Consider the following 25,151-nt stretch of genomic DNA (forward strand, 5'->3'; position numbering starts at 1 on the left):
GGACCCACTATAGACCTTACGTGTACGGGTCAGTGTCCAGTGGAGATGTGGGCCGGAACGCGACGGTCTCGGGCGACGTCTGGTCCGGCGATCAGGGTGGGTTACGAGGTGGCCTCCGTCCCGGTATCGACCGACTGCTCGCGTTCGACGACCGCCTGCACGCGGGGTTCGAGCTCGACGAGGTGACACAGCGGGTTCCCCGGGTAGACGACGGGGTTCTCGAGCACACCGACGAGGAGGCCGGTGAAGGGGGCCTCGACCGCGATGTTGTCGCTCTTGAACGGATCGGTGAGCGTACAGATCCGCTCGCCCCTCGTCACCAGCGACCCACGTTCGGCGTGCATGTCGACGATTCCCCCCGCATCCGCGCGGATCCACGTCTTCTCGTTCCCGTCGTCGATGACGGTTCGCCACCCCGGCCACCGGACGGTCGCGTCCGCTCGGAGTCCGTACTCCGCGAAGACGCTCTCGACGCCGTCGAGCGCCTCGTCGATCAGGCCGCGCTGGAACCGGTGCGCCTCGCCCATCTCGATCGTCACGGTGGGAACGCCGACCGCGGCGGCCTCGGTCCGGAGCATCCCGCTCGACCCGTCGCTGTCGATGATGACTTTCGAACCGAACGCCCGCGCCAGTCTCGCGACATCGTCGTCGGACATATCCGCACGGACGTGGAGCATATTCGTCCGCCCCCGGGTAGAGGTGTGGAAGTCCAGGCCGTAATCACAGGGCTCGATGAAGTTCTCGAAGATCCTCGCGGCCATCCGTTTGGCGCTGGTGGAGTCCTCCCGACCGGGGAACGAACGGTTCAGATCCCGATCGTAGATGGGGAGGTACCGTTGCTGTGCCAGGAACCCCGGCACGTTCAGGATTGGCAGACAGACCAGCGTGCCCGCCAGGTCGGCGAGGTCCCACTCGTGGGCCACCTCGCGAACGACTTCGATTCCGTTGAGTTCGTCCCCGTGGGCGGCCGCCGAGAGGAATATCGTCGGGCCCGAGTGTTCGCCGTTGATGATCGTCACCGGGATTCGGACCGGGTCCCCCAGGTACGTCTCGCTGATCCCGTATCTGAGGTTCTGCCGTTCGCCCGGGAGGACCTTCCCGCCGTTGTACGTGAAGGTCCCGTCGCTGCTCATACGCGCCATCGGACATCCGCCTTCTTAAACGCTCGTACCGCGCGGGACGCCGGCCGCCACGCCCGCGCCGACCGAGTGAGACCGGCACCTCTTTGCTCGCGTGGCAAGTTACGAGGGTGTATGTCCGCCGCTACTGACGACGATCCGGTTCGCGTCGGGGTTCTCTCGCTCCACAACAGCAAGGAGACGAAGGCCATCCTCAACGCTGTCGACGACCTGGGACACGAGGGGATCTGGCTCCGACGGGAGAACACCGCGGTCTCGGTCGAAGACGGTGACGTCTCGATCGAACCCGAGGTCGACATCGTCGCCAACCGGCTCCTGCTCTCGAACACCGAGGAACCGGCCGAACTGCTGGGCCTGGCAACGACGTTCGAGCGGATCCGCCCGATGCTGAACGAACCCGCCGCGGTACTCACTGCGGTCCACAAGTTCGCGACGGCCGCGACGCTCGCGAACTGGAACATCAAGGTACCCGACGCGCTGCTGGCCCTGTCGAACGATCGGCTGAACCAGGGCCGCGAACGGTTCGGTGACGTGGGCGTCTACAAGTCCGCGATCGGCACCCACGGCGGGGGGACCTGGAAGGTCGATCTCACAGCGCCAGTGAACCCGAAGGTGGGTAACCGGCAGGCGTTCCTCCAGGACCTCATCGACCGCGACGACGAGAAACACCGGGATCTCCGGGTGTACGTCGTCGACGGGCAGGTCATCGGCGCGATGTATCGCTACGCGCCGGAGGGAGAGTGGCGAACCAACGTCGCGCTCGGCGGGGACGTTCTCGACGCGACCGGCGATATGCCGACGGAGGCGCGCGAGACCGCCCTCTACGCGGCTGAGGTGATGGGACTGGACTACGTCGGCGTCGACCTCATCGAGGGTGAAGACGGCTGGTTCGTCCTCGAAGCCAATCCGACTGCCGGATTCCGGGGGCTCTACCGCGCGACCGGACAGAGCCCCGCCCCCTACATCGCGAAACTCGCGATCGAACAGGTCGGCGGCGCGGTCGACGACGACCGTGTCGAGGACCTGGCGACGGCCCTGGACGACTCCCGACCCGCGGGGATGCCGCGCGTCGACGCCGGGCCAGCGGGGGAACGGCCGACGATCGGATACATCGAGGAGGTCATCGTCTCGGGGACCAGCGGCTCGACGCAGGCGCTCGCGAAGTCCGACACCGGCGCGACACGGACGAGCATCGACACGTCGCTGGCGGCCGAAATCGGTGCGGGACCGATAAAGAGTATGACGCGCGTTCGCTCCGGGTCAGTGAAGTCGGGGAAGGCGCGGCCGGTCGTCGACCTGGTGATCGGAATCGGCGGGACGCAGCACACGGTGAAAGCGAGCGTCGAGGACCGCTCGCATATGGACTATCCCCTCCTCCTCGGTCGCGACATCCTCCAGCACTATCAGGTCGACGTCACGCGACGGACCGACGAGCAGGCCGACGACGGCGACCGCGACGAACCGTATCTGGAGTGATACACGCGACTCCCCGGCACGGCACCGACGCCGTCGCGTGACCGAGTCGGGTGGGACGGGCGAGGACGCCCCCGGAGGGCTGTTCACGGAGCTCCTCTACGAGTCCCCGGGAGGAGGTCTGAGCGATCGCTACACACCGCTGGCCCGCGTCAGCGGACGTCGCAACCGATGGTCGGTCTATCACGCCCCGAAATCGGGCGCACATTCTTAAGTGAGGGAGGCCCAACGATCCGTAGATGGCGAGCGAGCAGGCCGACGGACTGCCCGACGAACTCGACGCCTGGGTGGCGGAGCGAGCGGCTGCAACGGGCGATTCGCGGCCGGAAGTGCTCCGCCAACTGCTCGCAGCGCACCGACTGCTCGACGAGCATCCCGAACTCCTCGACGGCGACGGCTCGACCACTGTCGCCGTCGACGACACGATGGGACCGAAACGAGAGCGTTCGGAACCCAGCGAGTCGCTGGCAGCGGACCTCGACGACATCGAGTCCCGGCTCACGGCGCTGGAAGCCGACCTCGACGAGAAGATTACCGACGTCCGCGAGCGGGTGATCCAGGTCAAACGGGAAGCCGACGCGAAGGCACCGGCCGACCACGACCACCCCGAGATCAGTCGGCGGATGACCGAGGGCTTCGAGAACTACGAGGAGGTCCTGGCGTACCTCGCGGACCTCGGGGAGGACCACGAGGACAAACTGCGCCGACTGGCCGGGGCCGTCGTCGACCTTCGCGAGCGCGTCACTGAACTCGAACAGCGGTCGAACGAACGCGCTGCCGCCGCCGAGCTACGGCGCGAAGCGAACCGACAGGGAATCACGTCTGCGGAGTGTGGCTCCTGCGGTTCTGCCGTCCAGATCGGGCTGCTCGACGGGCCGCGCTGTCCACACTGTGAGGCGACGTTCGAAGAACTCGATCCCAAACGCGGATTCTTCGGCGCGAACACCCTGACCGTCGGACAGCGCCCGGCACTGGCCGCAGGCACCGAGCCGACCGACCGACCCTCCCCGTTCGAATCGACCGATGGAGATGGGTCGACCGGTACCGACGCGGCGGAGTCGAGCCCCGACGACACGGACGAGACCCTCGAAGACGCGACAGCGGACTCGACCGGCCCATTCACGTTCGAGCACCGCGCGGCTGGGAGCGACACCCCGGAGTCGGAGGCCACCGAGGAGCCTGACCAGGAGGAGCGTGACCGGGACGATGTGCCCGACGAAGAATCGGAGGTGACCGACCGATGAGCGACGATCCAACGGACTCGAACCCCGCGGGCGCGACCGACTCGGACGATGGCGGCGACGCGTCGGAGAGCCGAGGCGTCGATGACGAACGACCCGAGGGTGCGGACGCGTCGGAGGCGGCCCCGCTCGCCGACTTGGCGCAACGCGTCTCGGACCGACACGACGCGCGAGCGGACGAGCAGGGGCCGGCGTCGGGGACCGATCTCGGGGACGACGAGCCGACGGCGGCCGCGGACGAGGATCCCTTCGAGGAGGTGTCCGTCGGCGATATCGACGAGGAGGAACTGTGGGCGTCGCTCGAAGAGCCTGCAGAGCCGACGGCCGCGGTCGGAGCGGAGGCGTCCGCCCGGACGGTCACACCGGAGACGGACCCCTCGGCGGACACGACCGAACACGTCGTCGACAAAACGGAGTACTGCCAGCGGTGTCCGCATCTCGACGACCCGCCGGAACTGGCGTGTACCCACGAGGGGACCGAGATCGTCGAAGTCACCGATTCCGATCACTTCAGAGTCCGGAACTGTCCGATAGTCGAGGAGTGACCGCTCGATCCGGTCCCGCCTGACGGCTCTCGGGTCCACTGCGGCAACCACCGAACGCTTTTGCTCCCATAGCCAAACGGTACCGTATGTCGTTCGCTCGCCGGGGGGACGATGTGCGGGCCGAACTCGGGGCGCTCGCCTCGCAGGTCCACCCGGTGTTTATGTTACCGCCGCTCGCCGCGAGTGCGTTCGGCGCGATCCTCGCAGGGGCGATTGCACCGGGTACGCTCGTCCTCCACGCCTCCGCAGCGTTCTTCGCCGTGTACACGGCACACGTGAAGGACGGCTACGTCGATTTCTACGTCCGCGACGAGGACGACCGGCACCCGATGACCGAGACCGGGTGTCGACGTGCCATCCTGCTCGCGACGCTCGGCTTTGTCGCCGTGACCGTCGCGATCGGCTCGCTCGTCGGCCTGGCGGCCGCAGTGCTCACCGTACCGATGTGGCTACTCGGATTCCTCCACGCACCGCAGTTCGACACCCACCCGGTGACGACGACCCTCGGCTATCCCGTCGGTATCGGACTCGCCATCCTCGGCGGCTACGCTGCGCAGACCGGGCAGATTGCCGTCCGCCCGCTCGCCTTCGCGCTGGTCTTTCTCGTCATCCTGGCCGGTGTGAAGATCGTCGACGACGCACAGGACTACGCGTACGATCGGTCGATCGGCAAACGAACCGTCGCCGTCGTCCTCGGGCGGGGGCGCGCCCGGCGACTGGCGTCCGCTCTCAGTTACGCCGGCGGCACCCTGGTCGTGGTCTTCGCCGTCTCGGGCGTGTTCCCGCCCGCGGCCTCGCTAGCGGCGGTCGCGTTCGGGGTCGTCCTGCTGTTCGCACAGCGCGGCGAGGCGACGGTGGCCACGATGCTGCTCGTCCGGGGGACGTACGTCTTCCTGGCCCTGCTCGTCGTCGCCGTCTGGTATCGGCCGCTCGCGGGGGTGCCACTTCCCGACATCGGCGTGCTCGGTCCGTTCACGTACCTCGCGACCGAAGTCGTGTTCGGCCTGTTCGCGCTCGCACTGCTCGTCCGCGCCGACGCGCTCGTTCGTGCGGCGCTGACAGTGCTGGCGCTCTATCCGCTCGCGTACGTCTGGGACTGGTACACGCTCGAGGTCGGCGTCTTCGCGATCCGCCTGCGGACCGGGATCGATCTGTTCGGCATTCCGCTCGAAGAACACCTGTTTATGCTCGTCGTCCCGGCCCTGGTGATCGGCTTTCACGAGACGCTGCACGGGCATCTCCGCTCGGACGTATGAGGCGTGGTGAGGATCTCGCTCAACGCGTGAGGGGGGTGAGGATCTGGCTCGGATACGTGACGGAGGGCATCGATCTCGTTCCCACACGCGGCCCACGGCGACGCCCGTCCCGAGAGACACTTGTGTCTACGCCCGGAATGGCCGACAAATGCAGTTCTGCGACGAGTGCGGCACGATGATGGTCTCGAAAGACGGGGAGATGGTCTGTACGAACGAAGACTGCGGCGCGCGCGCCGACCAGGATCAGGAACTGGCCGAACAGTTCGTCTCGACCGAGTCCCAGAGCGACGGCGACGTCATCGAGACGACCGAGGACGCGAACTTCGAGGGCAAGCCGACCGCCACCGACGTGCACTGCGACGAGTGCGGCAACGGCGAGGCGTGGTATACGATCAAACAGACCGGGTCGGCCGACGAGCCACCGACGCGCTTCTTCAAGTGCACCGAGTGCGGCCACCGCTGGCGAGGGTACAACTGACCCGTCGGAGCGATCCGAACGGGAGATTATTACTCCCGGCTCGCGAACGTCCGCCGATGGCCCTCCCCCGCCCGCTCCCCGACGAGTTCCGCCTCTGGTACCTCCTCGACGTCGCCGCGTTCGTCGTCGGCGTCTGGACCTGGCTCCAGCAGTCTTCGACCCCGGCGGCCGACCTGCTCGCCCTCGATCCGTTCGTCGTTTCGGTCGCGACCGTCTCTGGCCTCCTCGCGGTGTTTATCCTCCGCGTCACGGTCGGGAATCTCTGGGGCTACGCCGTCGAGTACGCCAACGCCGGCGGCGAGTGGACCGATCTGCCGTTTCTCGCCACGCTCGGGATCGGTGTCGCGGCCGGGATCGCCACGTACGTCGTGACCGCGAGTCTCGGCGCGGCGGCGTGGACCGCGTTCTGGGCGTTCGTCTTCGGCGCGATCGGCGTCGGCGTCGTCGTCCACCTCGCCGCGGGCTACCGGGAGTCCTCAGCCTGATCGAGCAGGAACGCCACGACCGCGGACGCCACCGCCGTCTCACGACCCACGAAGCGATGGCCCGCGTCGAATTCGGTGACGGTCCGGCCGTCCGCACGGGCGGCGGCGACGACCTCATCGACGTCTACGACGTCGTCGCGAGTGCCGTAGAAGACCCCCACGCGGACGGCCGGCGGAATCGCCTCAAGTGCAGCGGGGATATCCGTCTGCACGGACTCGGCCATCGAGGCGGATTCAGCGACGGCCCCCTCCTCACCGCCCAGCCTGCCCGGCGGGGCCACCGCGGCCACGGCGTCGACGACCGCGCCCCGGGCCGCCGCGGCGAGCGCGACGCCGGCACCGAAACTGTAGCCGAACAGGGCCACGCTGTCGTAGCGGTCTCGGGCCCACCGGACGGCGGCGGTCGCGTCCTGTCGCTCGCCTCGTCCCCGGTCCCACGCGCCGTAGTCGAAGCGCAGGCAGTCGACGCCGTGTTCGCCGAGCGCGTCGCTCACGGCAGCCAGCCGGCGATCGGTCCGGCTGCCACCGTGCTGCGGGTGCGGCGGGCACGCGACGACACACTCGCTTGACGACGCCGGGTCGGCGACGGCGTCCGCGTCACCCGCGCTGTCGAGGGTTCCTCGGGCGTCGCGAGCGCCCGGTAGGAGTACCGTTTCGGTCACTTGCGAGGCGTTCGGCACGTGAGCTTTTAACTCCGGCGTGCCCAAACGGGACTATGGGAATCCTCTCACGCGCGTCCTACGTCGTCCGATCGAAACTGAACTCCCTCCTCAACAGCGCTGAGGACCCCTCGGAGACGCTCGATTACTCCTACGAGCAGATGCGTGACGAACTGCAGGACGTAAAGCAGGGAATCGCGGATCTGACGACCCAGAAGAAGCGGCTCGAGATCCAGAAGCGCCGGCTTGAGGAGAACGTCGAGAAGCACAACGAACAGGCCCGCGAGGCCGTCCGCCAGGACCGCGACGACCTCGCCCGGCAGGCGCTCGAAAAGAAGCAGGCGAAGATGAACCAGATCGAGGACCTCGAAGGACAGATCGCCGAGCTCCAGTCGACACAGGAAAACCTCGTCGAGAAGAAAAACGACCTCCAGAACCGCATCGAGGAGTTCCGCACGAAGAAAGAGACGATGAAGGCTCGCTACGAGGCGGCCGAAGCGTCCTCACGGGTCTCAGAGGCACTCACCGGTGTCGGCGACGAGATGGAAGACGTCTCACGGGCCATCGAGCGCGCCGAGGAACGGACCGACGAGATGGAAGCGCGCTCGGAAGCGATGGACGAACTCGTCGACACGGGCGCGTTCGACGACGCGATGTCGGACAAAGACAGCATCGACCGCGAACTGGAGAGCGGGCGGACGTCGTCGGAAGTCGATACCGAACTCGAGACGCTCAAGGCCGACGTCGACGGGAGCAACGAGAGCGCCGGGAACGCGAGCCCCGACGCCGACGTGGAATCGAGCGACGCCGCCGCCACCGACGTGGAGGAGGCACCCGAGGTCGACGTCGCCGACTCGGCGGTCGAGGCTGAACTCGAAGAGCTGAAAGACGACGACGCGTAGGTCGACCGGACCTTCTTTTCTCCGGGCCGTGAACGTCGACCCAGATGGAGGACTCGGTATCGTCGGAGACGGGGCCTGAGGACACGATGCGACGGCGCGGTGAGGAGAACCGCCTCACCCTCTGGATTCTCTTGGAAGCGAACCGGTGGACTGTCGCAGGGGTGACCGTCGCCGTCTTCTTCGCGGGTGTGATCCTCGCGGCGATGATCGCTCCCGGTCGGATGAATATGAGCGCCGGCGATCCGGTCGAAACGCTCTTTCAGGGGTTCCTCACCGCCACGATCACCGGGGTCAGCCTGGTGGTGTCGATCAACTCCCTGGTGCTCTCACAGGAACTCGGGACGCTCGGCGATCAGCGCGAGCGGATGGAGGGCGCGATGTCGTTCCGCCGGGACCTCGAGGCGGAACTCGGTCGCAACACCGCGCCGGCGACCCCCGCGGCGTTCCTGCAACTCCTCGTCGATGCGCTCGAGTCGCGTGCCGAGCGTCTCGAGGAGGCGGTCGAGAGTGCCGCCGTCGACGATCAGATACAGCTGTACGCGGCGGATCTCAGAAACCACGCCGCAACGGTCGGTGACGACCTTTCGGGCCGACAGTTCGGCACGTTCGGCGTCCTTTCGGCGGCGCTCGACTTCAACTACTCGTGGAAGATCCAGGAGGCGCGTCGCCTGCGAAACCAACTCGCCGCGGATGCGGACAATGGCGGCGACGACGAAGAGACGTCGACCCTCGAGGCCGCGACCGGTGGAGTCGGCGACGTCTGGGCGCGTCTCGACGACATCGTGTCGCTGCTGACGCTCTTCGGCCCCGCTCGCGAGCACATCAAGACGCTGTACTTCCAGTGGGAACTCGTCGACCTCTCACGGGCGATGCTCTACAGTGCGGTCCCCGCGCTCATCGTCGCGACGAGTATGATCCTCTTCCAGGACGCACTCGACCCGCTCACCGGGACGACGCTGGGTGTCAATCACTTCGTCTGGGTGGTCGCCGCGGCGGCGTCGGTCGCGCTCGCGCCGTTCGCGATCCTGCTCTCGTTCATCCTCCGACTCGGCACGGTCGCCAAGCGGACGCTCTCGATCGGACCGTTCATCCTCCGGACCACGGCCGACGACGAGGCCGTTGCGTCGACGCCCGGCACCGACGAGGAGGACCGGGACGGCGGAGAGTAGCCGCGCAGTCGACAGTATCAGTACCCACCGGCCTCCACACCCAGGTATGACTGAAACGACCGACGCAGTCCGCGCCGCGCTCGATCCGGATCACTGCGCGGCGTTCGCGGAGCGGGTCGATGCCGAAGCAGAAGCGTTGCAGGGGGCGATCCGTGCGGGCGTCTTCGACGCGACGCACTTCGCCGTCGGCCTCGAACTCGAGGGGTACGTCGTCGACGGCGCGGGGCGGATCGCGCCGGCGCCCGAGCGACTCTTCGAGATCGACGGGTGTAGTCGCGAACTCGGGCTCCACAACGCCGAGTTACACACTGATCCCGACGTGGTCTCCGGGGCGGGTCTCCGCCGCCAGTTCGACGAGTTGCGGGCGACACACCGCGACGTCCGGACGGCGCTGGAAGGCGACGGCCTGGACTTCGTCCTCGACGCGATGTGGACACACGGCCCCGAGATGGGGTCGCTCGAGTATCTCGAAGCGGGCGAGGAGACCGACGGCGTGTTCCTCGCGACGCATATGCGTCCGGTGCCGCGGTACGTGGCGCTCGATCAGGAGATCCGGCGGCGCAACGGCGGGGTCATCGAGATGGACCTCCCGGGGCTCTCAGAGACCAGTTCGATGCTCGTCGAATCGCTGGCGACCTCGATGCAGCCGCACCTACAGATCCCCGATCCCGACGACGTCCCGGCGTATCTGAACGTCGCGACCCGAACGATGGGCCCGATCCTCTCGCTGACCGCTAACTCGCCGTTCCTGCCGGCGGACCGCTATGAGTCCGACCTTGGAGCGGACGTGCTCGATCGGACACCGCACGAACTGCGCGTGCCGATCTTCGAGCGATCCGTCGACGACGGATCGAACAAGTGTCGGCTTCCCCGCGACGTGGACTCGATCGAGGCGGTGATCGACCGAATGGCCGACGATCCGACCCTCGTGGCCGCCCCGGACCTCATCGACGACATCGCGGGCGAGAACGGAACGGCCGCCGCCGGCCCCGATTCGGGGGCCGCGGCCGCCGCAGAGTTCCCCGCGTTCGCCGCGAAGCGCGGCACGTACTGGCGGTGGGTCAGGCCGGTCTTCGGCGGCGACCACCCCCGCGACGCCGACGGCGAGCACCTCGCGGAGGCCGACGGCAACTCCGTCCGGATCGAGTACCGACCCCTGCCGACGCAGCCGACGATCCGGGACACCGTCGGCGTGCAAGCGCTCGTCGCGGGCGTCCTCCGCGGCGTCGACGCGGCGGGCCACCCGCTCTCGGACCTCCCGTGGGCGGACGCCCGGGACTCGTTCTACGCGGCGGTCGACGACGGCCCGGACGCGGAACTGCACTGGCTGAGGGACGACGGCGACGCGACGTCGGCGACCGCGCAGATCTACGACGAACTGTTCTCGCTGGCGCGGCTCGGACTGGACGAACTCGGCGTGGACGAAGCGTCGATCGAATGGGCGCTCAGCCCCATCGAAGCGCGGCGGGACGCGGAGTACACCTCACCGAGCGCGTGGAAGCGTGCTCGAGCGCAGAAGGCCCGAGAGGAGGGAGCCTCGCTTCCGGACGCGGTCCGGGAGATGCAGGCGGCGTACGTCAACCGGGCGGCCGGCGGCGTGCCGTTCGCAGAGTGGTGACGCCGACCGGACCGAGACGCGGCCATCAGGCGTCCGGCCCGGTCACCTCGTCGAGACGCTCGAAGTACGCCTCCCGCGGAATCTGGTAGGCGTCCCGGTAGTCGACCGCCCCGGTCGCGAACCGCCGCGCGAGGTCGTTCGCCCCCGCGATCGCCGCGTCCCGGCTGTCGTAGGACTCGGTGACCGCTTCGACTTCCGGCTCCAACGTGAGCACGACGTGCCAGGTCGACGTGGGCCGCCGGGAGGCGCCCGGACGCGGTGCTCGCGACCGATTCGAGATCAGAATCGTGGGGAGACACTCCGCGGGCAGTCCCGCCTGTTCGTTAAACACGTCCGGTCGAAACACGAGGATCCGTCGGCCCCGGGGCTCGTCGTTCCAGAGCGTCCATCCGCCCGGCGGCTCGTCGGCCGGCGACTCGTCGGGAGACTCACTCATACCGGTCGTTCCGTCTGCGCCTACAAATATCGTGGCCTCAGCGCCGATTCGGTGACCGCGCGGGCACGGATCCCAGAACCGAAGGAAGGCTTATGTGTGTGTGACCCTCACACACGTTCAGTCTCGGTCGATCGGATCGAGCGACGACGTAGCACGCACCGCACGCTGAATCCCGACGTTCTGTCGTTCCACGACGCCGTGTCGCTGTCGCCCCTGCGCCGTATCGTCGCCGCGTGAGTACCGGAACGTTCGCGTTCCGTGGACGTCGCGAACGCGCGACGCCGTTCGCCGCCGGCCGTCCGAACGCCGGCCCACGTCGCTCCCGAGACGGAGAAACAATGAACGGTGACAGAGCAACCCTCGAATCCCTGAGTCGGCAGTACAAGGACTCGGTGCCCGAAGACCTCCGCGAAGCGAAGTCGTTCGAGTGGTACCTCGATGCGGTGTACGAGGACCCCCGAATCGCTCGCAACGCCCACCAGCGGGTGGCCGATATGTTCGACCACTACGGCACTGACTACGACGAAGACGCCGGTGTCGTCGAGTATCGGATGGCCGCGGAGGACCCACTGCACGACGGCGAGAACACCTTCTACGGCCGGGAGGTCCACGAGTCGATCCACGAATTCGTGAACAAAGTGAAGTCCGGCGCGCGGGGACTCGGCCCCGAGAAGCGGATCAAACTCCTCTTGGGCCCGGTGGGCTCCGGGAAGTCCCACTTCGACTGGATGGTCCGCCGGTACTTCGAGGACTACACAGCCACCGATGCGGGCCGGATGTACACGTTCCGGTGGACGGACCTCTGCGACGTCATCCGCGATCAGGACCCCGAAGACGACGTCGTAACCTCGCCGATGAACCAGGATCCGCTCGTCCTGCTCCCGCAGGAGCAGCGCGACGGGGTGATCGAGCGACTCAACGAGGCTCTGGACGCGCCGTACACGATCCGAAACGATCAAACGCTCGATCCCGCCTCGGAGTTCTACCTCGACCAGTTACTCGCCCACTACGACGACGACCTCGAGGCGGTCTTGAACAACCACGTCGAGATCGTCCGACTCGTCGCGAGCGAGAACAAACGCCAGTGCGTCGAGACGTTCGAGCCCAAAGACAAGAAGAACCAGGACGAGACCGAACTCACCGGCGACGTCAACTACTCGAAGTTAGCCGTCTACGGCGAGTCCGACCCCCGGGCGTTCGATTACTCCGGGGCCTTCTGCAACGCCAACCGCGGCCTGTTCTCCGGCGAGGAACTGCTGAAACTCCAGCGTGAGTTCCTCTATGACTTCCTGCACGCCTCCCAGGAGCAGACGATCAAGCCGAAGAACAACCCCCGGATCGACATCGACCAGGTGATCGTCGGCCGGACGAATATGCCCGAGTATCGAGAGAAGAAGGGCGACGAGAAGATGGAGGCGTTCAACGACCGCACGAAGCGAATCGACTTCCCGTACGTGCTCGAGTACGACGAGGAGGCCGAAATCTACCGGAAGATGCTCCGGAACGCCGACGTGCCGGATATGCACATCGAACCCCACGCCCTGGAGATGGCGGGGCTGTTCGGCGTGCTCACTCGGGTCACAGAGCCGGACGACAGCGTCTCGCTCGTCCAGAAGGCGAAGGCCTACAACGGAGAGATCGACGACGGCGACGACGTCGACGTCAGGAAACTCAGAGAGAGCGGGGAGGAGCGCGCCGACATCGCTGAGGGGATGAACGGCGTCTCCGCGCGCTTCATCGGCGACGAGATCGCGGAGGCGATTATGGACTCGACCCACCGCGATCGGTCCTACCTCTCGCCGCTGTCGGTGTTCTCACACTTCGAGGCGAACCTCGAGAACCACGGGTCGATCCCCGAGGAGAATCTCGATCGCTACTACCGCTACCTCGAACTGGTCCGCGAGGAGTACAAAGAGCGCGCGATCGAGGACGTCCGCCACGCGTTGGCGTACGACCTCGACGAGATTCAGCGACAGGGCGAGAAGTACATGGACCACGTGATGGCCTACATCGACGACGATACCGTCGAGGACGAACTCACCGGCCGAGAGCAGGACCCCGACGAGACGTTCCTCCGCTCGGTCGAGGAGAAACTCGACATTCCGGAGGATCGGAAGGACGACTTCCGACAGGAAGTCTCAAACTGGGTGTCCCGTCGCGCCCGCGACGGTACCTCCTTCGACCCGCAGGACAACGACCGGCTCCGTCGGGCCCTGGAGCGCAAACTCTGGGAAGACAAGAAGCACAACATCAACTTCTCAGCGCTCGTCAGCGCGAACGAACTCGACGACGACGAGCGCAGCGCGTGGATCGACGCGCTGATCGAACAAGGGTACTCACCCGAGGGAGCCAAGGAGGTGCTCGAGTTCGCCGGCGCGGAGGTGGCAAAGAGCGAACTCGAGGGGTAAGATGAGTTCACACACCGACGCGGCGCGCGAGTATCTCGACCGCGCCGACGACCACCTCCGCGGCACGTACGAGGAGCCGATGAGCCTCGCGGCCTACGTCGACGCCGCCTTCGAGCGGCCCTCGATCGCTGCACACGCCTCGAAGTACCTGCTCGACGCCATCGAGTCGATGGGGACGCGCGAGGTGCTAGAGGAAGGCGAGACGCGCGAGCGCTATCGCTTCTTCGACGATCCCGCGAACGATGGGGAACACGCCGTGCTCGGGAACACGGAGGTGCTGAACCGCTTCGTCGACGACCTCCGAACGATCGCCGCCGGGCGGGGCAAATCCGAGAAGATTCTCTGGTTCGACGGGCCCACCGCGACCGGGAAATCCGAATTGAAGCGCTGTCTGATCAACGGCCTGCGCGCGTACTCACGCACCGACGCCGGTCGGCGCTACACCGTCGAGTGGAACGTCGCTGCCGGCCGGGAAACCCGCGGACTGTCCTACGGTGACGAAGCCGGACCGGAGCGGGAAGACGACTGGTACGAGAGTCCCGTGCAGGCGCACCCGCTCTCGGTGTTTCCCGAATCCGTCCGATCAGAGCTGCTGGACGGACTGAACAGCGAGTCCGGTGACCACGTCCCGATCGCCGTCGAGAACGATCTCGATCCGTTCTCGCGGGAGGCGTACGAGCACCTCGAAGAGCAGTACCGCCGAGAGGGCACGCGCGATCTGTTCTCGGCGGTCACGGATCCGACGCACCTCCGCGTGAAGAACTACGTCGTCGACGTGGGGCGAGGGATCGGCGTCCTCCACTCCGAAGACGACGGCTCGCCGAAGGAGCGACTCGTCGGGTCGTGGATGCCGGGGATGCTCCGCGAACTCGACTCGCGGGGGCGCAAGAACCCGCAGGCGTTCAGTTACGACGGCGTTCTCTCGCAGGGCAACGGCCTCCTGACTATCGTCGAGGACGCCGCCCAGCACGCGGACCTGCTGCAGAAACTCCTGAACGTCCCCGACGAGGGGCACGTCAAACTGGACAAGGGGATCGGGATGGACGTCGACACCCAGTTGTTGATCATCTCGAACCCCGACCTCGACGCCGAACTGGACAAGTACGCCGATCGTAACGGCCGCGACCCGCTGAAGGCACTCAAGCGCCGACTCGACAAGCGGGAGTTCCGCTACCTCACGAACGTCTCACTCGAAGCGGAACTGATCCGCAGAGAGCTCACCGACGAGACGGCGGTCTGGGACGTCGAAGACGAGTCGGACCTGCGCGAGCAGATCCGCGCGCCGCTCGAACTCGACGTCCGAAGCGCGCCGGGCACGGTCGACACGCGGGAACTCGCCCCGCACACCGTGGAGGCAGCCGCGATGTACAGCGTCCTCACGCGACTCGACGGCGACGACGTTCCCAGCGGTTACGACCTCGTCGACAAGGCGCTGCTCTTCGACTTCGGCTACATCCAGGAGGGCGACACCCGGACGGCCATCGACGAGTTCGAGTTCGAGGGCGAAGAGGGCGTCCACGGCATCCCGGTCACCTACACCCGCGACGTCATCGCGGACCTGCTCCACGAGGACACGGGTCGCCGCCACGCCGACTTGGACGTCGAGCGCGTGCTCCTCCCCGAGGACGTGCTGGACGCGATGGCCGATGGGCTCCGCGATGCCCCCGTCTTCTCGCGCTCGGAGCGCGCGGAGTACGAGGGTCGCGTGACCCAGGCCAAAGAGTACGTCCTCGAACGGCAGGAAGAGGACGTCCTCGAAGCGCTGTTAGCGGACCGCTCAGTCGAGCGCGAGACGGTCGCCGAATACGTCGAGCACGTCTACGCCTGGGCCGGCGACGAGCAGATCGAGACCGAGCGCGGCCCGGTCGACCCGGACCCGCTCTTGATGAAGTTGTTCGAAACCGAACAGTTGGGTCGCTTCACCGACGGCGACTACCTGTCGAACCAACCGACGAAGAAGGTCAAACAGTTCCGTCGCGAGAAGGTCATCACCGCGCTGAACCGCTACGCCTGGGAGAACCGCGACGAGGGCTTCACCGTCGACGACGTGGAACTTTCGGAGATCCCGGTCATCAGATCCGTCCTCGACGCGTACGACTGGGACGACGTCAGGCGACTCTACGAGGACTTCGATCCCGACCAGTGGGACGATCCGCCGGAAGACACCGAGACGGCGCGGCTCAAGGCCCAGACGATCGAGGAACTGACCGACCGCGGCTACACTGAGGCCTCCGCCGAACTGACGAGCCGCGCGGTCGTCCGGGAGGTGCGTCACCGATGGGACTGAGAGAGGATATCGAACGGTTCCGCGAAATCGGCGAAGAGCGTCGCGAAGATCTGGAATCGTTCATCCGGTACGGCGACCTCAGCGGCTCTCAGTCGGACACGATCCAGATCCCGATCAAGATCGTCGACCTCCCCGAGTTCGCCTACGACCGCCTGGACAAGGGCGGCGTCGGACAGGGCGGCGACGGCACGCCGGACGTCGGCCAGCCGATCGGCCAACCCGAGCCCCAACCCGGCGACGGGGACGGTGACGAGGACGGCGAGGAGGGCGAACCCGGCGAAGAGGGCGGCGAACACGGCCACTACGAGATGGATCCCGAAGAGTTCGCCGAGGAACTCGACGAGGAACTCGGTCTCGATCTCGAACCGAAAGGCAAGGAGGTAATCGAGGAGATCGAGGGCGACTTCACCGACGTCACGCGCACCGGCCCCAACAGCACGCTCGACTTCGAGCGGCTGTTCAAACAGGGGCTCAAGCGGAAGCTCGCGACTGACTTCGACGACGACTTCGTGCGCGAAGCGATGCGTATCGAAGGCGCGACGCCCGAGTCCGTCTACGAATGGTGTCGCGAGGAGAACATCCTGGTCTCACTCGCGTGGATCGAATCCGAGTGGGAGGAGATCGACGAGGCCGAGCGCGACCGTTGGGCGTCCTTCGAGGAGATGACCGAGAACGTCGAGCGCACGACGCCGGTCCAGCGCATCCGCCGGAAGGGGCTCCGCGAGGTCCCGTTCCGCCGCGACGACGAGCGATACCGCCATCCCGAGATCGAGGAGAAGAAACAGAAGAACGTCGTCGTCGTCAACATCCGAGACGTCTCGGGGTCGATGCGGGAGACCAAACGCGAACTGGTCGAGCGGACGTTCACACCGCTCGATTGGTATCTTCAGGGCAAGTACGACAACGCCGAATTCGTCTACATCGCCCACGACGCCGACGCCTGGGAAGTCGACCGCGAGGAGTTCTTCGGCATCCGATCCGGCGGCGGCACGCGGATCTCCAGTGCCTACGAACTCGCAAAGGAGGTTCTCGAAGCGGAGTACCCCTGGTCGGAGTGGAACCGATACGTCTTCGCCGCGGGCGACTCCGAGAACTCCTCGAACGATACCACAGAGCGGGTGATCCCGCTGATGCAGGAGATCCCCGCCAACCTCCACGCGTACGTGGAGACCCAACCCGGCGGCACCGCGATCAACGCGACCCACGCCGAGGAAGTCGAAGACGCCTTCGAGGACAGCGGCGACGTGGTCGTCGCACGTGTCGGCGCGGCCGAAGACGTGACTGACGCCATCTACGACGTGCTCCAGACCGAATCCAGTTCCACAGGAGGAGACCGATGACGCCACCGAATCGCTTCAGACGGATCGCCCAGGACGAGGCCGATCGGCTCGAAGAGCCGGTCGAAGCGGCCGCGGCCCTGGCCAACAAACTGGGACTCGACCCGTACCCGGTGAACTACTGGGTGGTCGATCACGACGAGATGAACCAGTTGATCGCCTACGGCGGCTTTCAACGCCGGTATCCGCACTGGCGCTGGGGGATGACCTACGACCGGCAGAAGAAACAGGACCAGTTCGGGATGGGCAAGGCCTTCGAGATCGTCAACAACGACGATCCGAGCCACGCCTTCCTGCAGGAGTCGAACTCGCTGGCCGACCAGAAGGCCGTCATCACACACGTCGAGGCCCATGCGGATTTCTTCCGCAACAACGAGTGGTTCTCGCGGTTCTCCGGCGACGGCGACCTCGACGCCGCGGCGATGCTGGCGCGGCACGCCGAGACCATCCAGCGCTACGTCGACGATCCCGACATCGATCAGGAGGACATCGAACGGTTCGTCGACGCCGTCACCTGCCTCGAGGACACGATCGACCAGCATCAGCCGCTGGCCGCCGAGCGTGACACCGAGCGCACACAGCCCGAAGATCTCCGCGAGCGCCTCGACGGGATGGACCTCTCCGATACGGTCCAGGGGGAGGTCTTCGACGACGAGTGGCTCGACGAACTCGCCGAGGCGGAGGCCGCCGCGGCGAACCTCGACCGTCCCCGGTCGGACGTGCTCGGCTTCCTCAGCGACCACGGGATGGTCTACGACGAGGAGGCGGGCGAGGCCGTCGAAATGGAGTCCTGGCAGAAGGACGTCCTCGATTTACTCCGCCGCGAGGCGTACTACTTCGCCCCGCAGAAACTGACGAAGACGATGAACGAGGGGTGGGCCGCCTACTGGGAATCGCTGATGATGGGCGAGGAGCGCTTCGCCGGCCAAGACGAGTTCCTCACCTACGCCGATCACCAGTCACGCGTCCTCGGGTCGCCGGGGATGAACCCCTACAAACTCGGCAAGCAGCTCTGGGAGTACGTCGAGAACACGACCAACCGGCGAGAGGTCGCCGACAAACTCCTCCGCGTGGAGGGGATCACCTGGCGAAACTTCCACGACGCGATCGACTTCGAGACGGTGCAGTCGGGCTTAGCGCCGCATCCGGCGATCGACGAGATCCGCTCAGACACGCTCTCGGACCTCGCGGCGCTCCCCGAAGACGATCCGCGGGTCGACTGGGAGACGCTGGACCGAACGCTCTCTGCTCCCGAATCGGTCGATGCGGACCGCTATCCGTGGAAAGTCCTGACCTACGAGGGACTGGCCGAGCGGCACTTCTCGCTGGTGAAGCCCCAGTATCGGGGATTCCTCGAACGGATTCGTCGCTCGGAACTCGAACAGCTCTCCAGATACATGTTCGACGACGCGAAGTTCGAAAGCGTCGACGAGGCCATCGCCGCCGTCGACAGGACCGCGGGGTGGGAGCGGATGCGCGAAGTCCGCGAGAGCCACAACGACGTGACGTTCGTGGACGCGTTCCTCTCACCGGAGTTCGTCGAGTCGAACGACTACTTCACCTACGAGTACACCCGTTCGACCGGCGACTTCCGCGTGGCCTCGACAGACCCCGACGACGTGAAGAAGAAACTGCTGCTCCAGTTCACCAACTTCGGCAAGCCGACGATCGCCGTCTTCGACGACAACTTCGAGAACCGCGGCGAACTCCTGTTGGGGCACCGGTACAACGGCGTGATGCTCGACCTCGACCAGGCCGAGGACGTCCTCGAGCGGGTCCACCAACTGTGGGGGCGGCCGGTGAACCTGATGACGATCCGGAAGGAGTACGACGAACACGACGTGGAGGTGGCTCGGCGTCGGAACCGCGAACCCGAGCCGACCGAGGTCGGGGTCCGGATCCGATACGACGGCTCGGAGTTCGAGGAGTTCGACCTCGATCCCGAGTTGGAAGAACGGATCCAGGCGTCCGACGTCGACTACGACACCAAACCCGACGAGTGGCTGTCGTAGCGACGACCGCAGCGAGCGCCGATCGGGTTACGGGTCGACGCTCGACAGACTCCCGCCGGTGACGGGCGGGAACATCGCGAGTTCGTCACCCGCCTCGACCTCGTCCGACTCGGAGACCGGCGTCCCGTTCCGCATCAGGTTCACGTCGTCCGCGAGGCTGTCGCCGTCGAGGACCCGATCGCTGAGTCCTGCTCGATCGTCTAACAGCGCCGCCAGTGCGTCTTCGACGGTTCCGCCGGATTCGATCGACACCGTGTGTTCTCGACCGCCAGCGACCTCGGCGAGGTCCGCGAACAGCCGCCAGTGTACCGTGTCCATACCTCCGTTCGCGTCCCGGCGGAGTTGAGCGTTACGCAGTCGACCGCGGCGGGCCGCCCGTCACTGACCCCGGCCGTCGTCCGCCGGGGTGCTGGCCAACTCCGCGGCCTCGCGAAGCCGTTCGGGACGGGCAACGAAATAGACCGTCTCTCCCGGTTTCAGCTCCCGCGACCGCGGCGGGGTCGGTTCGATCGGCCCGTCAGAAGCCCGGACGGCCGCGACCGTTCCCGGCACCGTGCGGAGCGCGGCGCCGTCGAGCGCGCTGCCAGCCTCGATCGTCACGACGTCCATCGTCTCGTCGGCGGCACCCAACAGCGACGTGAACTCCCGTTCTGCGCCGGGGTCGGTCGGCACGGTGAGGAGTCGATAGCGCTCGTCGGGATCGAGCGCGGCCGCGTCAGCCTCGTCGAGGATCACGGTCGCGACGTCCTCGCCCGCCGCGCGGAGTTCGCCGCTCGCGACGCGCTTTGCGGACCCGGCCTCGACCGATTCGTCTTCGGCAGGTCGGTCGCGCTCCGCGGGTTCGACGCGCCGCCAGAGTTGGACCGCATCGCCCGCGGACGCGCCTGCCCCGGGGTCTGCGTCGACCGCGACGGCCGCGACGCCGGGGGCGAGCGTGGTCCCGATGCCGGCGACGCGGCGGCCGAGTCCGAGCCGGGTGACTGTCCCGTCGTCGTCGAGTTCGAGATCGACGTAGCCGACGCCGTAATCCTCTTTGATTCGGGTGACGACGCGCTCGCGGAGGCTCTCACCCCGGAGATGTCGGGGGACGAGCAGCGTCTTGCCGGCCAACTCCGCTTTGATTGTCGGCCGAACGGGGTCGTAGCCCTCGATGTCGTCGACCTCAGCGGCTGATTCGGGGAGTTCGATCGGTCGGACGCGCCCGACGCTGCTGACGAGTCGGCTCACCTCCGTATCGAGCTGTCGGGACCCAGCGACGGCGAACGCGCTCGTCGTGAGGCGATCACCGACGGCCCGTCCGGCGGGCGAGACCACGATGGCCGTCCCGATCGTGACCGCGTTGACGAGCACTGTCGCCGGCGCGAAGATCTCTGGTGCGCCGGTCCCCACGGCGCGCTGGAAGAGTCCGACCGCGTTGAGATACAGGGCCACCCCCGACGCGCCGACCAGCGTGGCCAACCAGGCGGGGATCTCCTCGCGGGTGTACCATCGATAGAGGACGGCCGCGAGTCCGGCGAGTGCGGCCGCGAGCGTCGCGAGTCCGAGGACGCCGAGACCCGCGCTCACGAGCGTCTGTTCGTCCGCGAGGGCACCGAGCTGCAGCGACGAGCGGAACGGCCTCACGCGACGACCCCCGCGAAGGTATCGAGGTCGCTCTTAGTCCCGACCACGAGCAGGTCGTCGCCGGCGTTGACGGCCTGCGTTCCGGCCGGGGCGATCACCCAGGAGCCGCCCTGGCGGACGGCGAGCACGGCGACGTCGTAGGCGTCGCGAACCGCCGTTGCCCCGAGCGTGCTGCCGGCGATGCTGCTCCCCTCCCGAACGGTGACTCGGCGGAAGCGGTTGCCCGCCCGCTTGAGGAGCCCGACGAGTTCGAACTCCCGGCGGACGCCTTTGGAGCGGACCGCCAATCGAACGTCGTCGGCCCCGAGCAGCGCCGTCGCGTTTGCCCGCGTCGTCGCGAGGGTCACGCGAGCGCGCCCGCCGGCCGCCCTCGGAGCCGTCGGTTCAGCCACTGTCGGTTCGGCGGTCGCGTCCTGCGACGGCTCGAGATCCGCGGACCGCTCGTCTTCTGGCGCTTCGTCGACGACGCCCAGCAGACTCGCCTCGAACCGGTCGCCGTCGGCCCAGACGACGACGTCGTCGCCGCGGGCGGCCCCCATCGGAACCAGCGCGTCGACGGAGACGGCACGCTGGCCGGACTCGAGGTGCTTCGAGAGGCCGCTCGTCGGGGGCGCGGCGGCGACGGTGGCCCGCCCGCGCTCGTCGAGCGTCACCGACACCTCGGTGAGGTCGTAGTCGGTCCGGAGCGCAGCAGCCACCCGAGACTCCAGTTCGACGAGCGGCAGGTCCGCCGGGAACGTCCACGTCTCGGTCCGGATCGCTTCTCGGAGTGAGGCCGGCAGCGGCGGGAACCCCTCGACGTCACCCACGTCGCCGGCGACCGAGATCCGCACCTGCCCGCGGCCGCCGACCAGTTCGACCACGTCTGCCGACAGCGTCCGCTTCGTGAGTTCCCGCAGGCTGATTCGCTTCGGGAGCGCCGCCCCCATCTTGTCGCCCTGTCCGTGGGCGTAGAGCGTCGCCATCAACACGACCAGGAGCGCGATGGTGAGACGCAACTGATTCGCGGAGCCGGTGAGACTCGGATCCGCGAGTGCGAGGAGCCCGCCGTTGAGCCCGGCGATGGCGACGCCCAGGGCGACGACCCCCAGCCCCGGGATGGTGATCCCGGTGAAGTACTTGAACCCGAAACCGAGGAGCCAGGCGATCAGTGCGGGGACGAGGCCGGTCAGCACGCCAAGGTAGAGTCCGTAGAGTATCTCGATCGGTAGCGACGCCATCGGTCCTCACTCTCGGGGCATCGGCTTACCACTTTCGAGGGCGAATGACGAGACGCTTAAGTCGACGACACTGGAGAGACAGGTATGGCCACCGTACGGGACTGGAACTGGATCGGTGCCCGTGCCGCGGTCGTGCTGACGCTTCTCGTCGGTGCACTCTCGGTCGTGACGGGCATCGCCAACATCGGCGCTGGAGCGGGCGCGGACTTCAGGGTGATCGGCGTTCTCGTCCCCGGCATCGCCAGACAGGTGGCCGCCTTCACCGGAACGCTCACGGGATTCATCCTCCTGCTGTGTGCGTTCGGACTCCGGCGTCGCCTTCGGGCCGCGTGGTTCGCCGTGTTGGTACTCTTTCCGATCACCGCGGCGCAGGGAGTGCTGCAGTCCTCACAGTTGTCCCTGCCGCTGGTCGGACTCTCGGCGATCGCGTTGGTCGTCGTGGGACTCAACGTCCGGACGTTCGACCGCGCCGTCTCACTGACGACGACACAGATCGCATCGCTTGCGGCGCTGGCGGGCGCACAGGGCTACGGGACCGCCGGCGCGTTCGCCCTACAGGAACACTTCGATGGCGTCTCGACGCCGCTGGACGCGTTCTACTTCACGCTCGTCACCGGTAGCACCGTCGGCTACGGCGATATCACTCCGAACTCGGCGATCGGCGAACTGTTCGCACTGTCGGTCCTCCTGGTGACCGTCTCGTCGTTCGCCGTGGTGCTGGGTGTCGTCTTCACGCCGCTGATCGAAGCGCAGTTTTCGAAAGCACTCGGACGTATGACAGAAGAACAACTCGACGTACTGGAGAACCACGTCCTCGTGCTCGGGCACGGGGACCTGACCGAACCGATTCTCGAAGAACTCTCGACGAAGGCAGACATCCTCGTCGTCGTCCCCGACGAGGAGCGCTCCCGTCGACTTTCCGACCGGGGCTACACCGTCCTCACGGACGACCCAAGCGACGAAGAGGCGCAGCACCGCGGCCGGGTCGAGGTCGCGAAGGCAGTCGTCGCCGCGACGAACAACGACGCGGAAGACGCGCTGGCGATCCTGACGGCCCGACAACTCAACCCCGAGGTGACGATCGTCGCCGCCGCGACGCAGCGCGAGAACGTGAACAAACTCAAGCGCGCCGGCGCAGACACCGTCATCAGCCCGGCGGCACTCGGCGCACACTTTCTCGCGGAGTCCGCCCTCGGCGGTCACGGGGCCGAAGCGCTCGAAGCGCGCCTCCTCGGAGCCGGCGGAGAGTCCGAGGACCTGGAAGCTGCCGCGGAGGCAGTGAGTGACGCCGCAGACGAAGTCGATGACACCGGTGACCCGCCGGACGGGGACCAGAGAGCGCAGTGACGATCGCTCCGGCCGGTCCGGACGGCTACAGGTTGCCGCGGTCGAAGACTGCCACGTCGCACTCGAGGTCCTGTACCCGCTCGAACGTCGGCGGCGAGACGAACCGCGACGCCGGCGAGCGTTCCCCGCTGGAACCGATGACCAGCAGGTCGTAGTCGTCGGCGTTGGCGGCGATGAAATCCTGGACCGGAGAGCGCGAGACCCGCGTTTCGACGTTGCCTTCGACGGTCTCGACCAGATGGTCCAGATGCGTCTCCGCCGTCCGGCGCTCGACTTCGCTCCCGATGCAGGTGGTGACGCTCACCGTTCCGCTGTCGCCCGTCAGCCGGGACGCGAAGTCGATCATCCCGTGGGCGACGTCGCCGGGGCGAGCCACGAGCACCAGCACCCGAGACCACCGGACTCTGTCCCGGACGGAGCGGAACGCCACGGCGTCGAAGCGGCTGGCGAAGATCCCGCGGATGTACCGCGAGAGCGTCCCCCGGTCCTCTTCGTACGGCGTCACGACGAGATCGCAATTGGCGTTCTGGCCGGCTTCGATCGTCGCCGAGACCGAGTCGCCGGCCACGACGACCACCTCACAGGGGACGCCGACGCGCGTGTGGATGTCCGACGCACACCGTTCGAGCCGCTCGACCGTCTCGCGGGTCTCGGCTGCAACCTTCGGTGCCGCAGCCACCTCCTCGGTGTCGTCGTCGAACGGGGCCACCTCGTGAATGCGCCGTGAGTCCTCGAAGGTCGACACGCCGCCGTCCGCCGAGGCCGTCTCGGCTTCGGACACCACGTCGAGGAGCACGACCTTCCCGGCCTCGTGCGCCGCTGCGAGCCGCGCCCCGAAGAGCGCCGTCCGTTCTGCGGTCTCACCACGCATCGGGACGAGTACGTGGTCGTCGCCGCGAACCGTCTCGTAGAGGTACTCGGCTCGCTTCTCGTAGAACGTCTCGCGCCAGACCACGAACGCGCCGGCGACGAACACCGCCGCGAGGAACACGCTGACGACGTAGGTCACGGGCTCGACGTCTCCGGTGACGAGCGCGAGCAGGGCCGTCGAGAACGCCGACGGCGCTTCGATGTGACCGGCCCAGGTGACCAGACCGGTGAGGAAGATCGCGAGTGCCGCGCTCTCGGGGTGGACGAGCGCACTGCCTACGCCATCGTATACCCAGGCCGTCGCGGTGTAAGAGATCAGCCCGCAGATCGCGCCGATGCTCAGACTCGCGACGAAGCGAACGGGGTCGGCGTGTCGCCCGTCGGGATCCGAAAAGAGCGTGTACGTCCCCGACGCCAGCGGCGGAAAGAGCAGGAACGACAGCGTCTGGACCTGGTTCGAGAGGTACGTGACGAACCCGATGACGACCGGGACGAACAGGACGATCGAGAGGTGAAGCAGATTGTCGGTGTTCTGAAGCCAGCGTCGGAACTCCCAGAGTTCGCGCCGTTCGATCCGCTTGATGCGGCTCCGCGCCGTGGCGAGACGGTCGATCGCCTGGTCGAGGAGCCGCTGTCCGCGCATCGC

At 67.1% G+C, this 25,151-nt stretch carries 21 protein-coding genes; 14 read left to right on the plus strand and 7 right to left on the minus strand.

Features of this window, described 5'->3' with window-relative positions; genetic code table 11:
• Positions 1 to 101 precede the first annotated feature (101 nt).
• Positions 102 to 1,133, minus strand: a complete 1,032-nt coding sequence (locus BLU74_RS06165; RefSeq protein ID WP_089766400.1) for a succinylglutamate desuccinylase/aspartoacylase family protein — start codon at positions 1,131 to 1,133, stop codon at positions 102 to 104.
• 120 nt (positions 1,134 to 1,253) lie between these two features.
• Here BLU74_RS06165 and BLU74_RS06170 point away from each other — a divergent pair, with 120 nt between their 5' ends.
• The 6 genes from BLU74_RS06170 (at position 1,254) to BLU74_RS06195 (ending at position 6,617) form a co-directional block, all read left to right on the plus strand.
• Complete coding sequence (locus tag BLU74_RS06170; RefSeq protein ID WP_089766401.1) at positions 1,254 to 2,615, plus strand: putative ATP-dependent zinc protease; 1,362 nt, start codon at positions 1,254 to 1,256, stop codon at positions 2,613 to 2,615.
• A gap of 236 nt (positions 2,616 to 2,851) precedes the next feature.
• Entirely contained in the window at positions 2,852 to 3,856 is a 1,005-nt protein-coding gene (locus tag BLU74_RS06175; protein WP_089766402.1) for a hypothetical protein, read from the plus strand.
• The gene (locus tag BLU74_RS06180; RefSeq protein ID WP_089766403.1) at positions 3,853 to 4,398 is read left to right on the plus strand and encodes a DUF8135 domain-containing protein; all 546 of its coding nucleotides are present in this window, start codon (positions 3,853 to 3,855) and stop codon (positions 4,396 to 4,398) included. Before BLU74_RS06175 ends, BLU74_RS06180 begins: the two co-directional genes overlap by 4 nt.
• An 86-nt stretch (positions 4,399 to 4,484) precedes the next feature.
• The gene (locus tag BLU74_RS06185) at positions 4,485 to 5,654 is read left to right on the plus strand and encodes a lycopene cyclase domain-containing protein (RefSeq protein WP_089766404.1); all 1,170 of its coding nucleotides are present in this window, start codon (positions 4,485 to 4,487) and stop codon (positions 5,652 to 5,654) included.
• Positions 5,655 to 5,802: 148 nt separating this feature from the next.
• A complete protein-coding gene (locus tag BLU74_RS06190; protein ID WP_089766405.1) occupies positions 5,803 to 6,132 on the plus strand; it encodes a transcription factor S in 330 nt (109 codons plus the stop codon).
• A 56-nt stretch (positions 6,133 to 6,188) separates the two neighbouring features.
• On the plus strand, positions 6,189 to 6,617 hold the full coding sequence (locus BLU74_RS06195) for a hypothetical protein (protein WP_089766406.1): 429 nt from the start codon (positions 6,189 to 6,191) through the stop codon (positions 6,615 to 6,617).
• Here the strand turns inward: BLU74_RS06195 and BLU74_RS06200 are convergent.
• Positions 6,596 to 7,279, minus strand: coding sequence for an AcvB/VirJ family lysyl-phosphatidylglycerol hydrolase (locus BLU74_RS06200; RefSeq protein WP_089766407.1), 684 nt, complete (start codon positions 7,277 to 7,279; stop codon positions 6,596 to 6,598). The two genes, BLU74_RS06195 and BLU74_RS06200, sit on opposite strands and share 22 nt — an antisense overlap.
• Positions 7,280 to 7,332: 53 nt before the next feature.
• Between BLU74_RS06200 and BLU74_RS06205 the strand changes: the two genes are divergently transcribed.
• From BLU74_RS06205 to BLU74_RS06215, 3 genes are read left to right on the plus strand one after another with little or no spacing between them, the layout of a single operon-like run.
• Positions 7,333 to 8,178 (plus strand): PspA/IM30 family protein, encoded by an 846-nt coding sequence (locus BLU74_RS06205; protein ID WP_089766408.1) that lies wholly within the window; start codon positions 7,333 to 7,335, stop codon positions 8,176 to 8,178.
• A 44-nt stretch (positions 8,179 to 8,222) separates the two neighbouring features.
• Positions 8,223 to 9,347, plus strand: coding sequence for a DUF7972 family membrane protein (locus BLU74_RS06210; protein WP_089766409.1), 1,125 nt, complete (start codon positions 8,223 to 8,225; stop codon positions 9,345 to 9,347).
• 46 nt (positions 9,348 to 9,393) lie between these two features.
• A complete protein-coding gene (locus BLU74_RS06215) occupies positions 9,394 to 10,965 on the plus strand; it encodes a glutamate-cysteine ligase family protein (RefSeq protein WP_089766410.1) in 1,572 nt (523 codons plus the stop codon).
• 25 nt (positions 10,966 to 10,990) lie between these two features.
• Here BLU74_RS06215 and BLU74_RS06220 read toward each other — a convergent pair whose 3' ends face one another.
• Complete coding sequence (locus tag BLU74_RS06220) at positions 10,991 to 11,401, minus strand: DUF5820 family protein (protein ID WP_089766411.1); 411 nt, start codon at positions 11,399 to 11,401, stop codon at positions 10,991 to 10,993.
• A 338-nt stretch (positions 11,402 to 11,739) separates the two neighbouring features.
• On the opposite strand from BLU74_RS06220, the gene BLU74_RS06230 reads away from it, so the two are divergent.
• From BLU74_RS06230 to BLU74_RS06245, 4 genes are read left to right on the plus strand one after another with little or no spacing between them, the layout of a single operon-like run.
• Positions 11,740 to 13,809, plus strand: a complete 2,070-nt coding sequence (locus BLU74_RS06230) for a PrkA family serine protein kinase (protein WP_089766413.1) — start codon at positions 11,740 to 11,742, stop codon at positions 13,807 to 13,809.
• 1 nt (position 13,810) lies between these two features.
• Positions 13,811 to 16,096 carry a PrkA family serine protein kinase gene (locus BLU74_RS06235; protein ID WP_089766414.1) on the plus strand — a complete coding sequence of 762 codons (2,286 nt, stop codon included), beginning with the start codon at positions 13,811 to 13,813 and terminating at the stop codon, positions 16,094 to 16,096.
• Positions 16,087 to 17,436, plus strand: a complete 1,350-nt coding sequence (locus BLU74_RS06240; protein WP_089766415.1) for a YeaH/YhbH family protein — start codon at positions 16,087 to 16,089, stop codon at positions 17,434 to 17,436. The genes BLU74_RS06235 and BLU74_RS06240 overlap by 10 nt, the downstream gene beginning before the upstream one ends.
• Positions 17,433 to 19,445, plus strand: a complete 2,013-nt coding sequence (locus tag BLU74_RS06245; protein WP_089766416.1) for a SpoVR family protein — start codon at positions 17,433 to 17,435, stop codon at positions 19,443 to 19,445. Before BLU74_RS06240 ends, BLU74_RS06245 begins: the two co-directional genes overlap by 4 nt.
• 27 nt (positions 19,446 to 19,472) lie before the next feature.
• Here BLU74_RS06245 and BLU74_RS06250 read toward each other — a convergent pair whose 3' ends face one another.
• From BLU74_RS06250 to BLU74_RS06260, 3 genes are read right to left on the minus strand one after another with little or no spacing between them, the layout of a single operon-like run.
• Complete coding sequence (locus BLU74_RS06250) at positions 19,473 to 19,763, minus strand: ubiquitin-like small modifier protein 1 (RefSeq protein WP_089766417.1); 291 nt, start codon at positions 19,761 to 19,763, stop codon at positions 19,473 to 19,475.
• Between the two features lie 60 nt (positions 19,764 to 19,823).
• Positions 19,824 to 21,068, minus strand: a complete 1,245-nt coding sequence (locus BLU74_RS18870) for a DUF8167 domain-containing protein (protein ID WP_089766418.1) — start codon at positions 21,066 to 21,068, stop codon at positions 19,824 to 19,826.
• Complete coding sequence (locus BLU74_RS06260) at positions 21,065 to 22,288, minus strand: potassium channel family protein (protein ID WP_089766419.1); 1,224 nt, start codon at positions 22,286 to 22,288, stop codon at positions 21,065 to 21,067. Before BLU74_RS06260 ends, BLU74_RS18870 begins: the two co-directional genes overlap by 4 nt.
• A gap of 84 nt (positions 22,289 to 22,372) precedes the next feature.
• Between BLU74_RS06260 and BLU74_RS06265 the strand changes: the two genes are divergently transcribed.
• The gene (locus BLU74_RS06265; RefSeq protein ID WP_089766420.1) at positions 22,373 to 23,635 is read left to right on the plus strand and encodes an NAD-binding protein; all 1,263 of its coding nucleotides are present in this window, start codon (positions 22,373 to 22,375) and stop codon (positions 23,633 to 23,635) included.
• A gap of 25 nt (positions 23,636 to 23,660) precedes the next feature.
• Here BLU74_RS06265 and BLU74_RS06270 read toward each other — a convergent pair whose 3' ends face one another.
• Positions 23,661 to 25,148, minus strand: coding sequence for an HPP family protein (locus BLU74_RS06270; RefSeq protein WP_089766421.1), 1,488 nt, complete (start codon positions 25,146 to 25,148; stop codon positions 23,661 to 23,663).
• Positions 25,149 to 25,151: the final 3 nt, after the last annotated feature.

The organism is Halobellus clavatus (assembly GCF_900107195.1).
In the GTDB taxonomy this organism is placed as follows: domain Archaea; phylum Halobacteriota; class Halobacteria; order Halobacteriales; family Haloferacaceae; genus Haloquadratum; species Haloquadratum clavatum.